15 protein-coding genes are annotated in these 14,503 nt (G+C 67.8%); 1 reads left to right on the forward strand and 14 read right to left on the reverse strand.

Features of this window, described 5'->3' with window-relative positions; all coding sequences use genetic code 11:
- Positions 1 to 67 precede the first annotated feature (67 nt).
- Positions 68 to 2,935 (forward strand): M16 family metallopeptidase, encoded by a 2,868-nt coding sequence (locus tag ACWPMZ_RS03025; RefSeq protein ID WP_455702536.1) that lies wholly within the window; start codon positions 68 to 70, stop codon positions 2,933 to 2,935.
- A 288-nt stretch (positions 2,936 to 3,223) separates the two neighbouring features.
- Here the strand turns inward: ACWPMZ_RS03025 and grxD are convergent, their stop codons facing one another.
- From grxD to infB, 14 genes are all read right to left on the reverse strand, one after another.
- Positions 3,224 to 3,553 carry a Grx4 family monothiol glutaredoxin gene (gene grxD / locus ACWPMZ_RS03030; RefSeq protein ID WP_455702537.1) on the reverse strand — a complete coding sequence of 110 codons (330 nt, stop codon included), beginning with the start codon at positions 3,551 to 3,553 and terminating at the stop codon, positions 3,224 to 3,226.
- A gap of 34 nt (positions 3,554 to 3,587) precedes the next feature.
- Positions 3,588 to 3,821: a BolA/IbaG family iron-sulfur metabolism protein gene (locus ACWPMZ_RS03035; protein ID WP_455702538.1), complete on the reverse strand. Its 234-nt coding sequence runs from the start codon at positions 3,819 to 3,821 to the stop codon at positions 3,588 to 3,590.
- A gap of 4 nt (positions 3,822 to 3,825) precedes the next feature.
- Positions 3,826 to 4,149 carry a DUF1476 domain-containing protein gene (locus ACWPMZ_RS03040; RefSeq protein WP_455702539.1) on the reverse strand — a complete coding sequence of 108 codons (324 nt, stop codon included), beginning with the start codon at positions 4,147 to 4,149 and terminating at the stop codon, positions 3,826 to 3,828.
- Positions 4,150 to 4,201: 52 nt separating this feature from the next.
- Entirely contained in the window at positions 4,202 to 4,804 is a 603-nt protein-coding gene (leuD, locus tag ACWPMZ_RS03045) for a 3-isopropylmalate dehydratase small subunit (protein ID WP_455702540.1), read from the reverse strand.
- Positions 4,804 to 4,968, reverse strand: coding sequence for an isopropylmalate isomerase (locus ACWPMZ_RS03050; protein WP_455702541.1), 165 nt, complete (start codon positions 4,966 to 4,968; stop codon positions 4,804 to 4,806). The genes leuD and ACWPMZ_RS03050 overlap by 1 nt, the downstream gene beginning before the upstream one ends.
- 40 nt (positions 4,969 to 5,008) lie before the next feature.
- Positions 5,009 to 5,500, reverse strand: a complete 492-nt coding sequence (locus tag ACWPMZ_RS03055; RefSeq protein WP_455702542.1) for a DNA-deoxyinosine glycosylase — start codon at positions 5,498 to 5,500, stop codon at positions 5,009 to 5,011.
- 113 nt (positions 5,501 to 5,613) lie between these two features.
- Positions 5,614 to 7,965, reverse strand: a complete 2,352-nt coding sequence (gene pnp, locus ACWPMZ_RS03060; RefSeq protein WP_455702543.1) for a polyribonucleotide nucleotidyltransferase — start codon at positions 7,963 to 7,965, stop codon at positions 5,614 to 5,616.
- 161 nt (positions 7,966 to 8,126) lie between these two features.
- A complete protein-coding gene (gene rpsO, locus ACWPMZ_RS03065; protein WP_455702544.1) occupies positions 8,127 to 8,396 on the reverse strand; it encodes a 30S ribosomal protein S15 in 270 nt (89 codons plus the stop codon).
- Between the two features lie 5 nt (positions 8,397 to 8,401).
- Positions 8,402 to 9,394, reverse strand: a complete 993-nt coding sequence (gene truB, locus ACWPMZ_RS03070) for a tRNA pseudouridine(55) synthase TruB (RefSeq protein WP_455702545.1) — start codon at positions 9,392 to 9,394, stop codon at positions 8,402 to 8,404.
- Positions 9,394 to 10,113 carry a site-2 protease family protein gene (locus ACWPMZ_RS03075; protein WP_455702546.1) on the reverse strand — a complete coding sequence of 240 codons (720 nt, stop codon included), beginning with the start codon at positions 10,111 to 10,113 and terminating at the stop codon, positions 9,394 to 9,396. Before ACWPMZ_RS03075 ends, truB begins: the two co-directional genes overlap by 1 nt.
- Positions 10,114 to 10,138: 25 nt before the next feature.
- Entirely contained in the window at positions 10,139 to 10,714 is a 576-nt protein-coding gene (locus ACWPMZ_RS03080) for a thymidine kinase (RefSeq protein WP_455702547.1), read from the reverse strand.
- A gap of 38 nt (positions 10,715 to 10,752) precedes the next feature.
- Positions 10,753 to 11,157 carry a 30S ribosome-binding factor RbfA gene (gene rbfA / locus ACWPMZ_RS03085; RefSeq protein WP_455702548.1) on the reverse strand — a complete coding sequence of 135 codons (405 nt, stop codon included), beginning with the start codon at positions 11,155 to 11,157 and terminating at the stop codon, positions 10,753 to 10,755.
- Entirely contained in the window at positions 11,157 to 11,696 is a 540-nt protein-coding gene (locus ACWPMZ_RS03090; RefSeq protein ID WP_455702549.1) for a DUF1697 domain-containing protein, read from the reverse strand. Before ACWPMZ_RS03090 ends, rbfA begins: the two co-directional genes overlap by 1 nt.
- Before the next feature lie 243 nt (positions 11,697 to 11,939).
- Positions 11,940 to 14,498 carry a translation initiation factor IF-2 gene (gene infB, locus ACWPMZ_RS03095; protein ID WP_455702550.1) on the reverse strand — a complete coding sequence of 853 codons (2,559 nt, stop codon included), beginning with the start codon at positions 14,496 to 14,498 and terminating at the stop codon, positions 11,940 to 11,942.
- Positions 14,499 to 14,503 lie beyond the last annotated feature (5 nt).

Below are 14,503 nucleotides of genomic sequence, written 5' to 3' on the forward strand. Positions count from 1 at the left end.
CACTCCGCTACAGATGTGCGGCATCATCGGGCCTACGATTCATCGTGCAAATTCAAGGGGTCTCAAAATGAATTTCCGCAAGTCCGCCGCCCGGGCCGTATCGGTTCGCGCGCTTGCCGCAGTTCTGCTTTTCGCCGGTCCGTCGCTTCCGGCGCAGGCTCAGGCGCAATTGCAACAGGCGCCGGCGGCGGGGCAGGCCACCGGCATCCCGGCATGGGCGATCCCCAGCGCCGACCTGCCGGCCGATCCTGCGGTTCGCTTCGGCACCCTCGAAAACGGCATGCGCTATGCCCTGATGCAGCACGAGACACCCAAGGGCGCGGCCGCCATCCGCTTCACTTTCGATGCCGGCGTGCGCGACGAGATGGACGGCGAAATGGGCGTGGCCCACTTCCTCGAGCATATGGCCTTCAACGGATCGACCAACATCCCCGAAGGCGAGCTGATCAAGAAGCTGGAGCGGCTGGGCTTGGCCTTCGGGGCGGATTCCAACGCCGTGACCGATGGCGACAACACGACATACATGCTCGACCTGCCCAAGACCGACGACACGACGGTGAGCGAGGCGCTCGGCATCATGCGCGAAATGGCGTCCAACCTTACCATCGCGCCTGCGGCGGTCGACCGCGAGAAGGGCATCATCCAGTCCGAATCCCGCGTTCGCAACGTCCCCGGGAGGCGGCGCCTGGCGGATTTCCTGACCGTGGCACTGCCGGCCAACCGGATCGGACAGCGCATCTCGATCACGCCTGAGCAGATTGCCGGTACCGACGCGGCCGACCTGCGCGCCTTCTACACCGGCTACTATCGGCCGGATAATGCCACGCTGGTCATCGTGGGCGATTTCGACGTGGCGGCGATGGAGCAGAAGGTCCGCACCGCCTTTGCCGACTGGCGGGCCACGGGCAGCGCCCGCGCGCCCTACGCGCCGCCCGTCGCGGTGCCGCCGCAGCCGTTGTCCGGCTTCTTCGTCGATCCGGCGATCCCCGAGATCGTCGAGTTCCAGCGGCTGACCGATTACACCGCGCCGGCCAATTCCGTGGCGGGCCTGCGCGACGAACTGCTCAAGATCGTCGCGTCGCTCGCGCTGAGCAATCGATTGGCGGAAATCGCTCGCCAGCCGGACTCGCCGATCCTCGGCGGGCAGGCGGGCGAACAACCGCTGTTCCGCAGCGCGGACATGTTCGGCATGACGGTGATTGCCCGCGACGGAGAGTGGCGCAAGGCGCTCGCCATTGCCGAGCAGGAAATGCGCCGGGCCGAAGAGCACGGCTTCACCGCCTCGGAGATCGCCGAGGCCAAGGCCAACCTCGCAACGCAGTTGGCCAACTCGGTCCAGCAGGCCCAGGGGCGGCAGAGCGGCGCAATCGCCGACGCGATCGCCACCTCCTCGCGCGCGGACGAGGTCTATGTCTCGCCCGAAACGCGGCTTGCGGCCTACCAGGCGCTGGAGGCCGGCATCACGCCCGATGCCGTCGCCGGGGCCTTCCGCGCTGCCTGGCAGGGCGGGCCGACCGCGATCCACGTCTCGGCGAAGCAGGCGGTGGACGATCCCGCGGCGCAAATCGCCGCGGTGCTCGGGGAATGCCGCCAGGTCGCCGTGGCCGCCCCGGCCGAACGCCAGGCGGTGGCTTTCGCCTACACCGATTTCGGCCCTGCCGGGACGGTCGTGTCGGATACGGTCGCCGACGCCGGCATTCGCCAGGTGCGCTTCGCCAACGGCCTGCAGCTCAATCTCAAGCAGACCGATTTCGAACCCGGCCGCGTGCTGTACCGGCTGGACGTGGGGCAGGGGACCAGCACCTACCCGGCCGACAAGCCCGGCCTTGCTTTCATGACCAACCTGCTGCCGCAGATCGACGGGTTCGCCGCCCACGATGTCGACGAACTGCGGCGCATCACGGCGGGCAAGCAGGTCTCGCTGGCGTTCACCGGCGGGGCGGGATCGATGGTCGCGCAGGGCAACACGACCACCGACGATCTCGAACTGCAGTTGCAGCTTCTGGGTGCGCGGCTGACGGCACCGGGCTGGCGTGCGGAGACCGCGAGCCAGTGGGCAGGGGCGCAGCCCGTGCTGGCCAAGAACCTCGGGTCGGATCCGATGCAGATCGTGGGCCTGGCGCTGAACTACGGCCTGACGGGCGGCGACACGCGCATGGGGCTGGACAATCCGGCGAAGCTCTCTGGCCTCACGCTCGAGGATCTGAAGGCCGTCCTGGCGCCGCAACTGGCGCAAGGGCCGCTGTCGCTCGCACTGGTGGGCGATTTCGATCCCGCTGCGTCAATCGCGGCCGTGGCCAAGACGCTCGGCGCGTTGCCGGCGCGGGCCGCGCGGCAGGACGGGGTGACGGCCAAGGCTGCCTTTTCGGCCGACCGTTCGACGCGGGTGATCCGCCACGCCGGCGCCTCGGACCAGGGTGTCGTCGCTCTCAGCTGGCCGACGACCGACAATTCCGACCTGCGTTCGGTGCAGGAGCGCGAGCTGCTTTCGGCGGTGCTCACGCTGCGCCTGATCGACGAGATCCGCGAGAAGCTGGGCGCGACGTACACCCCGCAGTCGTTCTCGTTCGCGTCGCCGGTCTATGCCGGATACGGCCACCTGACCGCGCTCGCCCCGGCCGATCCCAAGCAGATGGACCTGGTGACGAGCACGATCCGGACCATCGCTGCGGGCCTTGCCGCCTCGCCGCCGAGCGAGGACGAGCTCGTTCGCGCCCGCGGTCCGCTGCTCGAGCGCTACCAGCGCGACGAGCGGGCCAACGCATCGTGGGCGGCGTCCGTCGCGCGTGCGCAGAGCGATCCGGAGGTCCTGGCCGACTTCACCGGCCGCGCCGCGGCGCTGCGCGCGATCGACGGGGCAGCGGTCCAGGCGGCTGCGCGCAAGTGGTTCTCCGAGATGCCGATCGAAACGCGCATCGTGCCGGCGGAAGGCTGAAACTGTCGGAATTCCTGACACTCGCCTCGGGTGTCAGGGTTTCGTTTACCATCGCCATCCGCAGAATTGCGCGCTTTCGCAATTCTGGCACGGGCTGTGCAAAGTAGGATGTGTCTTCGAACGAGGCGGGGCCTACCATCTGGTCCCCCAAGTCTCCGGCCCCGCCTCCCCGAAGACCCTCCCGACATTCCGTAATGCAGCCGCCCAAACGGCGGCCGTCAGGTGCGCCTTAGCGCGCCGGGTCCGGGTTCGAAGATGGCAGGGGCAGGCGAAAGGCCGCCAGGCAGGTCAGGACGCCTTGGCGACCTGCTTTTCGTCCAGCAGCGACTGCAGTTCGCCTGCCTCGTACATCTCCATCATGATGTCGCTGCCGCCGACGAATTCGCCCTTCACGTAGAGCTGGGGAATGGTCGGCCAGTCGGAGAACGACTTGATGCCCTGGCGGATTTCCATGTCCTGCAGCACGTCGACGCTCTCGTAGGCGACGCCGCAGTGGTCGAGGATCGCCACGGCGCGGTTGGAGAACCCGCACTGGGGGAACAGCGGCGTGCCCTTCATGAAGAGGACGACGTCGTTCTTTTCGACGATCTGGGAAATGCGCTCGTTGGATTCGGACATGGATATGCGCCTGCTGATTGGTTCTTCTGCCGCCTCAGTTGGGAACGGCGGTTGTCAGTTGCAAGGCGTGCAGTTCGCCGCCCATCCGCCCGCCCAGCGCCTCATAGACCAGCTTGTGCTGGGCGATGCGGCTCTTGCCGGTGAACGCCCCGCTGACGACGTGGGCCGCGTAGTGGTCGCCGTCGCCGGCGAGATCGCGGATCTCCACCGTCGCATCGGGCAGGGCCGCCTTGATCAGCGCCGCGATCTCGGCGGCGGGCATCGCCATGCGCTCAGCTCTCACTCATGAGCTGGCGGCGGGCCTCGACCGCCTTGTCGTCGAGAGCGGCGCGCACGGCGGCCTCGTCGATATCGCAGCCGGCACCGACCAGATCGCCGAGAACCTTGCGGATGACGTCCTCGTCACCGGCTTCCTCGAAATCGGCCTGGACGACTTCTTTGGCATAGGCGGAGGTTTCCTCCTCGGTCAGGCCCATCTTCTCGGCGGCCCAGTGGCCCAGCAGCCGGTTGCGCCGCGCGGCGACGCGGAAGGCGGTTTCCTCGTCCATCGCGTACTTGCGTTCCTCGCCCTTCTGGCGGTCGCTGAAATCGGTCATGGGTAAAATCCCTTCGGGTTCGAATCTGCCTGTGCGTTAGCCGCTGCGGCCCTCAGGCGGCAAGCCCGGTACCGCGCGCGACCCAGGGCTGGTGATTGCGCTGGCGGGCTTCGTAGGCCTCGATTGCATGTTCGCTTTGCAGCGTGATGTCCACGTCGTCCTTGCCTTCGACCAGGCAGAACTTGCGGAACTCGTCCATTTCGAAGCGCCAGCGGTCCTGGAACGGCGTGGTCACCGTCTGCGCCTCGACGTCGATGGTCACCGGGTCGGTCACGGCCACTTCCATCAGCCGGTCGATCGCCTCCTGCGGCAGGACCACCGTGACGATGCCGTTCTTGTAGGCGTTGCCGGCGAAGATATCGGAAAAGCTCGGCGCGATGACCGCCTTCACGCCCATGTCCAGCAGCGCCCACGCGGCATGCTCGCGGCTCGATCCGCAGCCGAAATTGTCGCCCGCGATTATGATCGGCGCGCCGGCATAGGCGGGATCGTCGAACACGTTGCCGAGCTCCGTCCGCACCGCCTCGAACGCGCCGCGTCCCAGGCCTTCGCGGGTCACGGTCTTGAGCCAGGCGGCCGGGATGATCAGGTCGGTGTCGACGTTCTTGCGGCCGAACGGATAGGCCCGGCCTTCCACCTGCTTGACCGCTTCCATCAGTCGGTCTCCGGCGGCTCGCCCGAAGGAATGGGCGGGACCTGGTCGGGCTGCGCGTTCTTGGCCTTGCGGCGGTTCACGTAGAGCATTGCGGCGGCAACCGCGGCCGAGCCGATGGCCCCGGCGATGGCCGCCTTGCCGGAGTTGGGGATGCGTTTGGTCATGACGCGATTCTTGGGCTCAGGGCGCCGCGCGCGCAAGTGGTCAGACGAGGAAATCGCCTACTCGCTGCCACAGCCGCGCTTTGTCCGCATAGGGCATGGCGGCATAGGCCGGGCTGGACGAGGGTAGCGGCAGGAGGTCCAGTTTGCTCGCGCCGAGCGACGCGGTGCCGATTTTCGCAGCGGTCGCCCCGTTGAAGGCGACGGCGCGCAGGCCCGGGAGGCCGGCCACCAATTCTGTCAGCGGATTATGCCGCGCGTCGCGGATCGCGGCGTCGAGGCTGCCTTTGCGCGTGGCGGAGGCAACCGTGTCCCACAGGCCCACGCCCGCGCCCAGCAAGGCGGCAAGGCGCGCCTCGTAGTCCAGCGGTTCGAGCTCGCAGCCGATCGCCTCGCCGGCAAGACGCCAGAAGAGATTTCTGGGATGCGCGTAATAGCGCCCGGCGGCCAGCGAACGCTCACCCGGCAGGCTGCCCAGGATGAGAACGCGGGTGTTGTCGGCCACCACGGGTGGAAAGGACGCCTTGCGGTTCATCGCCACGATCTAGCAAAAAAATCGGGCCGCGGGTTCGTGCCCGCGGCCCTCCTCTCCAACCGGAGAAAGGAAAGGCCCCGCGCGGTGTCTCCACCGGCGAGGCCATTTCCTGATCAGTCGTCGTCCTTGAGGAACGCGGGCATGTGGTCGGGGTTGCCGCCCTCGTTGCCGCCGCCGCCGTCACGATCGCCACGCGGGCGGTCGCTGCGGGGGCCGCGATCGCCGCCGCCACGCGGGCCACGGTCGCCCCCGCCACGCGGGCCGCGGTCGCGGTCGCCGTCACGGCGCGGGCGCCGGTCACCGCGATCGCCACGGTCTCCGCGGTCGCCGCGCGGTTCACGCGGTTCGCGGGCGGGACGGGTGTCCTCCAGTTCCGCGCCGGTTTCCTGATCGACGACGCGCATCGACAGGCGAACCTTGCCGCGCGGATCGATCTCGAGGACCTTGACCTTCACGGCCTGGCCTTCGGTCACCACGTCGGTCGGCTTCTCGACCCGCTCGTTGCGCATTTCGGACACGTGGACGAGACCGTCCTTGCCGCCCATGAAGTTCACGAAGGCGCCGAAGTCGACGATGTTGACCACCTTGCCGTCGTAGATCTTGCCGACTTCGGCCTCTTCCACGATCCCGGCGATCCACTTGCGTGCCGCTTCGATCTGGCTGAGATCCGACGAGCTGATCTTGATCACGCCCTCGTCGTCGATGTCGACCTTGGCGCCGGTTTCGGCCACGATCTCGCGGATCACCTTGCCGCCGGTGCCGATGACGTCGCGGATCTTCGACTTGTCGATCTGCATGGTCTCGATGCGCGGGGCATGGGCCGAGAGTTCGGTCCGGGCGGAGCCAAGCGCCTTGGTCATCTCGCCAAGGATGTGCGTGCGGCCGGCCTTCGCCTGCTCGAGCGCCTTGGCCATGATCTCCTGCGTGATGCCGGCGACCTTGATGTCCATCTGCATGGTGGTGATGCCGGCCTCGGTGCCCGCGACCTTGAAGTCCATGTCGCCGAGGTGATCCTCGTCGCCCAGAATGTCGGACAGGACCGCGAAGTCGTCGCCTTCCAGGATCAGGCCCATGGCGATGCCGGAAACCGGGCGCTCGATCGGAACGCCGGCGTCCATCATGCTCAGGCAGCCGCCGCAGACGGTCGCCATCGAGCTCGAGCCGTTCGACTCGGTGATGTCCGACAGGATGCGGATCGTATAGGGGAAGTCCTCCTTGCTCGGCAGCACCTGGTGCAGCGCGCGCCAGGCCAGTTTGCCGTGGCCGACTTCACGCCGGCCCGGGGCGCCGAAGCGGCCCACTTCACCGACCGAATAGGGCGGGAAGTTGTAGTGCAGCATGAAGGGCTGATAGCTCAGGCCTTCCAGCCCATCGATCATCTGCTCGGATTCCTTGGTGCCGAGCGTGGTCGTGCAGATCGCCTGCGTCTCGCCGCGGGTGAACAGCGACGAACCATGGGTGCGCGGCAGGAACCCGACAATCGCCTCGATCGGGCGGACCTGATCGAGCTTGCGGCCATCGATGCGCTTGCCGTCCTTGAGGATGGCGCCGCGCACGACGTCGGCCTCGACCTTCTTGGTCAGCTTGATCGCGGTCATGACGGTCTGGCCGTCGCGGTCGGCGAAGTGATCCTTGACCTTCTGGCGGGCCACCTCGAGCGCCTCGCGGCGGGTGCCCTTGTCGGTCGTGGCATAGGCCTTCGCGACGTCGTCGCCGATCAGCTGCTTGATCTCGGCCTTCATGGCCGAGTTGTCGCTGACGTTGAGGTCCCACGGATCCTTCGCGGCCTTCTCGGCCAGCTGGATGATCGCGCCGATGACCTGGCGGCAGGCGTCATGCGCGAACACGACGGCGCCGAGCATCTCCTCCTCGGTCAGCTCCTTGGCTTCGGATTCGACCATCATCACGGCGTCCTGGGTGGCGGCGACGACGAGGTCGAGGCGGCCATCTTCCAGCGCGGTGGTCTGCTTGGGGTTGAGGACGTATTCGCCCTCGATCATCCCCACGCGGCAACCGCCGATCGGGCCCATGAAGGGCACGCCCGAGATCGTCAGCGCGGCCGACGCGGCGATCATCGCCACGATGTCGGCCTCGGTCTCGCCGTCGAACGACAGGACCTGCGCGATCACGTTGATCTCGTTGTAGAACCCTTCGGGGAACAGCGGACGGATCGGACGGTCGATCAGGCGGCTGGTCAGCGTTTCCTTCTCGGTCGCCCCGCGCTCGCGCTTGAAGAAGCCGCCCGGGATGCGCCCGGCGGAGGAGAACTTTTCCTGGTAGTGGACGGTAAGGGGGAAGAAGTCCTGCCCTTCCTTGACCGACTTGGCGGCCGTGACGGCACACAGCACGACGGTTTCGCCATAGGTGGCGAGGACCGCGCCGTCAGCCTGACGGGCAATGCGGCCGGTTTCCAGAGTGAGGGTCTTGCCGCCCCACTCCAGCGATACGGTTTTGGTGTCGAACATTTGATTTCCTTCGACCCGCGGGCCCTATTGCCGGCGGGGTTTGCTGCCGGGTGTTCCGTCCCGGTCCGGTGCGGGGCCTTTTGACCCCAAGGCCCCTTCACCGAATTGTGAAGGATGCCAGATGCAAGAAGCGGCCCGCTTGGGGCCGCCTCCGCAGAAACTTACTTGCGAAGCCCGAGCTTCTGGATCAACGCATTGTACCGCTCGACGTCTTTCTTCTTGAGATAGGCGAGCAGGCTGCGGCGCTTGTTGACCATCATCAGCAGGCCGCGGCGCGAATGGTTGTCCTTGTGGTGGCCCTTGAAGTGCTCGGTCAGGTTGCGGATGCGCTCGGTGAGGATCGCGACCTGGACTTCGGGAGAGCCGGTGTCACCGGAACCCTGCGCGTTGTCCTTGATGATTTCCTGTTTCTTTTCGGCGGTAACCGACATTCTCTTTACTCCGCGGTATCGGGCAGGTTGAAACCCCTGACGACCTTGGCCGTCGCCCCGTCGGATTCCATCAGCGCCACCGGCTGGTTGCCGGCCATGGCGAGGAAGAGCCCGTCGGGAAGGGCATTTCCGGAAACGATCCGGCCCTGGCGGGCCGCCTGCACACTTTCCGGGTCGAGTTGGTGGGCCGGGATACCGTCCAGCCCCGCCTCGAGCGGCAGGAGGTGATCTTCAAGGGGCGCGCCCTTACCGATTTCGTTCAGCAAGTCCAGCGAAATCGCTTCGCTCTCGGCGAACGGCCCGGCCTTCGTGCGCCTGAGATAGGTGACGTGGCCGACGGTGCCCAGCGCGTGCGCGATGTCCCGTGCCAGGCTGCGGATGTAGGTCCCCTTGCTGACACTGGCGACCAGGGTCACGCTTTCGGCTAGCTCAAGCGGCGCGGCCGGGTCGTAGCCGTCGGGCCGCCCGGCGGTCGTGGCGAAGGCGGAGCGCGGGATGTCGAACTGCGCCCCGCTGGCGAGGGCGAGCGAATGGATCGTGACCTTGCGGGTGGCGAGGGTCACCTCCTCGCCCGCGCGCGCCAGGTCGTAGGCGCGGCGGCCGTCGACCTTGAGCGCCGAGAAGGCGGGCGGCACCTGCTCGATCGCGCCGGTGAAATGCCCGAGGATCGCGGCGAGCGCGGCAAGCGGCGGGCGCCGGTCGCTGGTGGCCACGACCTGCCCCTCGGTATCGAGCGTGTCGGTCTCTTCCCCGAAGGCGATGGTGAATTCGTAGGTCTTGCTGGCATCGAGCATGCGCCCGGCCAGCTTGGTCGCCTCGCCCAGTGCGATCGGCAGCACGCCCTCCGCCAGCGGGTCGAGCGTGCCCCCGTGCCCGATCTTGACCTTGCCGTAGCCGGCCTCGCGCAGGTTGCGCTTGACCGCCGCCACCGCCTGGGTCGAACCCAGGCCGCGCGGCTTGTCGAGGACGATCCAGCCGGTGGGCGCGGAGGGAGGCATCAATTGCTAGCGACGGCGCTAGCCAGCCGCAGGTACTGCTCGACCATCCAGTTGACCGGCGGGCCGATCGTGTTCGACAGGACGCCGAGGTCCGGCGCGATCCAGGTCAGCATGACGAGGCCGACGAACAACAGCATTCCGAACGGGCGCACCCGCTCGTAGGCGGCGGCCAGGCGCGGGGGCAGCAGGCCCTCCAGGATGTGCGACCCGTCGAACGGCGGAATCGGCAGCAGGTTGAACACCGCCAGGAACACGTTGATCAGGATGAACATCAGCAGGCCTGAACCGAGCAGGAGCTGCTCGCCGGCGGTGTCGAGGAGCATCGGCGTGCCCGTGTCGGAATAGCCGAGAGCCGCGCCGGCCGGCGCCAGCAGGCCCAGCACCACCGCGCCGATCGCGGCGAGCAGGAAGTTCGTCCCCGGCCCGGCGGCGGCCACGGCCATCATGCCGAAGCGCGGGTTGTCGAGCCGGTCCTTGTTGACCGGCACCGGCTTCGCCCAGCCGAAGATTGGCCCGCCGAACAGCGCCAGCGCGCCCGGGACCAGCAGGGTGCCCACGGGGTCGACATGGCGGATCGGGTTGAGCGTCAGCCGCCGCCGCTCCTTCGCGGTGGGATCGCCCAGCGCGAGAGCAACCCAGCCGTGCGCTACCTCGTGGAAGACGATGGCGATGACGAGTGCCGGGATCAGCACGATCGCCAGGGAGAGAGTATCGGACATTGCAGCCTAGATAGGGGGCCGCAGGTCAGCGCGCCAGCGCCTCGCGGAAATGGCGGCGGCACAGGGCTACATAGCGGTCGTTGCCGCCGATCTCGGTCTGCGCGCCTTCGCGCACGGCCTTGCCATCCTCGTCGACCCTGGCGTTCATCGTCGCCTTGCGGCCGCAGTGGCAGACGCTCTTCACCTCCTCGAGCGAGTCCGCGATCCCGAGCAGCACCGCCGAGCCGGGGAACAGGTCGCCGCGAAAGTCGGTCCGCAGGCCGTAGCAGAGGACGGGAATGCCGGCTTCGTCGGCCAGGCGCGCGCATTGCCAGACCTGCATCGCGGTGAGGAACTGCGCCTCGTCGATCAGCACGCAGGCGAGCGGGGTCGCGCCGTGGACCTCCATCGTATCGCGCCACAGGTCGGTGCCGGGGGTGTAGCGCCGCGCGTCGGCATCCAGCCCGATGCGGCTGCGCACCATGCCGTCGCTGCGCGTGTCGAGCGCCGCGGTCCACAGCATCGTGGCCATGCCCCGCTCGCGGTAATTGAAGTCGGCCTGCAACAGCGTGGTCGATTTGCCCGCGTTCATGCTGGCGTAGTAGAAATAGAGCTTGGCCATGGCGGGGGAACCTGACGCAACCGGGCGCGGACGGCAATTCAGCCCGCGTCGTCGTCCCCAAGATCGCGCGCCACCTTGGGATCGGCCAGCAGGCGCTCGATGCGGTAAGCCTCGTCGAAGCTCTCGTCGGGCTTGAACTGCAGCTTGGGTGCGAACTTGAGGCCCAGGCGCTTGGCCACCTCGCGCTGGAAGAAGGCGGTGTTGGTCCGCAGCGCCTTGAGCACGACGGCCTCGTCCTCGCCCAGCAGCGGCTTCACATAGGCCGCCGCGTTGCGCAGGTCGGGCGTCATCCGCACCTCGGTGACCGAGACGGCATGGGCGGTCAGCGTCTCGTCGTGCGCCTCGCCGCGCGAGAGCAGCTCGGACAGGATGTGGCGCACCCGTTCGCCCACCTTGAGCACGCGGACGGACTGCTGTTCGGGGGTGGATGCGGTGCGGGCCATCAGGCGAACTTCTCGATGATTCTTCTGATCGAACGGACGTTGCGCGCCGTTCCCTTGCAGCCGAGCCGGCTCTCGATGAACTGGCTCGTCAGCTTGGAATTGCCGGCGCCGTCGACGTAGTCGATGTGCAGCGCGCGGGTGCCGGGCGCAAGCTTTTCGGGCCCTCCGCGCGCCGCGTGATCGGCGATCAGCCGGTCGACCTGCTCGGCGGAAGGCTCGCCGGCCAGGAAATGGACGTGGACCAGCTTGTCCTCGCCTTTCCCGGCAAACGGGCTTTCGGCCAGCGCGGCCTCGAGGTCTTGCCTGGTGCGCACGGCGGCGAAGGTGCGGATGTCGAACCGGTCGGCCACGATATGGGCGATCTTGTCACCCAGTCCGTCGACCGGCCGGTCGTCATGGTCGAACAGCACGTTGCCGCTCGCCACGACGGTCTCGACGTTGTCGAACTCCTCGCGCTCTAGCGCCACGCGCAGATCGGCCATCGACAGCCGGTTGCCGCCCACGTTGATCGCACCGAGCAAGGCCACGTACCGAGTCATCGCCTTAACGGACAAGCATGACCAGACTGTTCACTACAAGCCCTGCGAGAACCGCTACTCCAATCCAGAAACAACCGGGGTGCCACTGTCGCTCGACCTCAAACAGCCGCAATGGTAGCCGACCGGTTCTGAAAGCGTAAACCAATCCGCCAATGGCGAGAAAGAGTGCGACGAGACCGAGCTTTTGATCGTCCGACATTCGCTTTCTCGTCGCCACCGAAATTACGGCTTTCGGCAGAACGCCTAAAGCGTCCGCTCGCGCTCCTCGACCTCGAACACCTCGAGCTGGTCGCCCGGCTTGATGTCGTTGGTGTCGGCCAGCACGACGCCGCACTCCAGGCCCGCGCGGACTTCGTCCACGTCGTCCTTGAAGCGCCGCAGCGAGGCGATGGTCGTGGCCGAGACGATGACGTCGTCGCGGGTGAGGCGGGCGTGCAGGCCCTTGCGGATGACGCCTTCCTCGACCAGCAGGCCGGCGGCCTTGTCGCGCTTGCCCGACTTGAAGACTTCCTTGACCAGCGCGCGGCCGAGAACGTTCTCGATCCTGAGCGGTCCGAGCACGCCGGCCATCTCCTTCCCGATTTCCTCGGTCAGGTGATAGATCACGTCGTAGTACATCATCCGCGTCTTGTTGCGCTCGACCAGCTCGCGCGCCTTGGGGTTGGGGCGCACGTTGAAGCCGATGATCGGCGCGCCGCTGGCGGCTGCCAGGGTCACGTCGCTCTCGGTGATGGCGCCGACACCCGAATGCAGCACGCGGACCTTGATCTCGTCGTTCGAGAGGTTGTGCAGCGCTGTGACGATGGCTTCGGACGAACCCTGCACGTCCGCCTTCACCACGACCGGGAATTCCTTCACGTCGCTGGTCAGACCCGCGAACATCGTGTCGAAATTGGTCGGGGCGAGCGCGGTGCGCTTCTCGGTCGCCTTCTCCTGGCGATAGGAAGCGACTTCGCGGGCCCGCTGCTCGTTCTCGACCACGGTCAGGCTGTCGCCCGCCTGCGGCACGCCGCCCAGCCCCAGGACCTCCACCGGGACCGACGGTCCGGCTTCCTTGATCTGCTTGCCCTTGTCGTCGACCAGCGCACGCACGCGCCCGCTCTCGGTGCCGACCACGAAGGTGTCGCCGCGCTTGAGCGTGCCGCGGGTGACGAGCACCGTGGCGACGGGGCCACGGCCCTTGTCGAGCTGCGCCTCGATCACGGTCGCCTCGGCGGCGCGGTCGGGGTTAGCCTTCAGTTCGAGCAGTTCGGCCTGAAGCATGATCTTCTCGATCAGTTCGTCGAGCCCGGCCTTGGTCTTGGCGCTGACTTCCACGTCCTGCACGTCGCCGCTCATCGCCTCGACGATGACTTCGTGTTCGAGCAGGCGCTCGCGGATCTTCTGCGCGTTGTACTCGTCGCGGTCGGCCTTGGTGATCGCCACGATCATCGGCACGCCGGCCGCCTTGGTGTGGTTGATGGCCTCGATCGTCTGCGGCATGATGCCGTCGTCGCCCGCGACCACCAGGATCACGATGTCGGTCACGTTGGCGCCGCGCTGGCGCATCTGGGTGAACGCCTCGTGGCCCGGCGTGTCGAGGAAGGTGATCTTGGCCTTGTCCTTGGTGGTGATCTGGTAGGCGCCGATGTGCTGGGTGATGCCGCCGGCCTCGCCCTTGACCACGTCGGTTCCGCGCAGCGCGTCGAGCAGGCTGGTCTTGCCGTGGTCGACGTGGCCCATGATGGTCACGACCGGGGGGCGCGGCTGCAGCGTGTCGTCGGGATCGGCATCCTCGGCCGCCACGATGTCGACGTCGCTTTCCGAAACGCGGGTGATGTTGTGGCCGAATTCCTCGACCAGCAGCTCGGCGGTGTCCTGATCGATCGTCTGGTTGACGGTGACCATCATGCCCATGTTGAACAGCGCCTTCACCAGGTCGGCGCCCTTTTCGGCCATGCGGTTGGCCAGTTCCTGCACGGTGATCGCCTCGGGGACGACCACGTCGCGGACCTGCTTCTCGCGCGGCTGGCTCTGACCGGCGAAGTGCGCACGGCGTTCCTTCTCGCGGGCACGCTTGAGCGCGGCGAGCGAACGGGCGCGGGCGCCCTCGTCCTCGTTGATTGCGCGGTTGACGGTCAGCTTGCCGCCGCGGCGGCGATCGCCGCCCTGGTTGCCGCGATCGGCTCCGCCGCGCGCGTCGGGGCGGCCGGGCTTCTTGTCGTCGCGCTTCTTCGGCGTTTCGGCCGGGGCGGGACGCTTGGTCTCGGGCCGGGCCACAGGCGTGAAGCGGCGCGGCGCGGGCGCGGCCGCGTCGTCGGCCGGGGCCTCGGGCTGTTCCGGCGGGGCCGGTTCGGCGGCGGGGACGGGGGCCGCAGCTTCCTCGGCGGCGCGCGCTTCGGCGGCCGCTTCGGCCTTGCGATTATCCTCGGTGCGGCGCTTCTGCTCCTCGGCGGACTGGCGAGCCTCTTCCTCCTCGCGCTTGCGGGATTCCTCGGCCTGGCGCAGGCGATCTTCCTCCGCCTCGCGCTGCAGACGCGCCACGCGCTCCTGCGGGGTTTCGCCGGCAGGGGCCGACGGCTTCTTCGGCGCGGGCTTGGGCGCAGGCGCGGGGGCCGGCGCCGGGGCAGGCGCGGCGACAGGTTCGGGCGCGGGCGCGGGCACCGGATCCCCGGGCTTGCGCAGCACGCGGCGCTGCTTGACCTCGACCACCACCTTGTTGGTGCGGCCGTGGCTGAAGGTCTGCTTGACCTCGCCGGCGTCGACCGACCGCTTCAGGCCGAGCGGCTTGCGGGCGCGGGGAGTTTCGTCGGTGTCGCTCATGGTCG

The organism is Tsuneonella sp. HG222, from assembly GCF_053819185.1.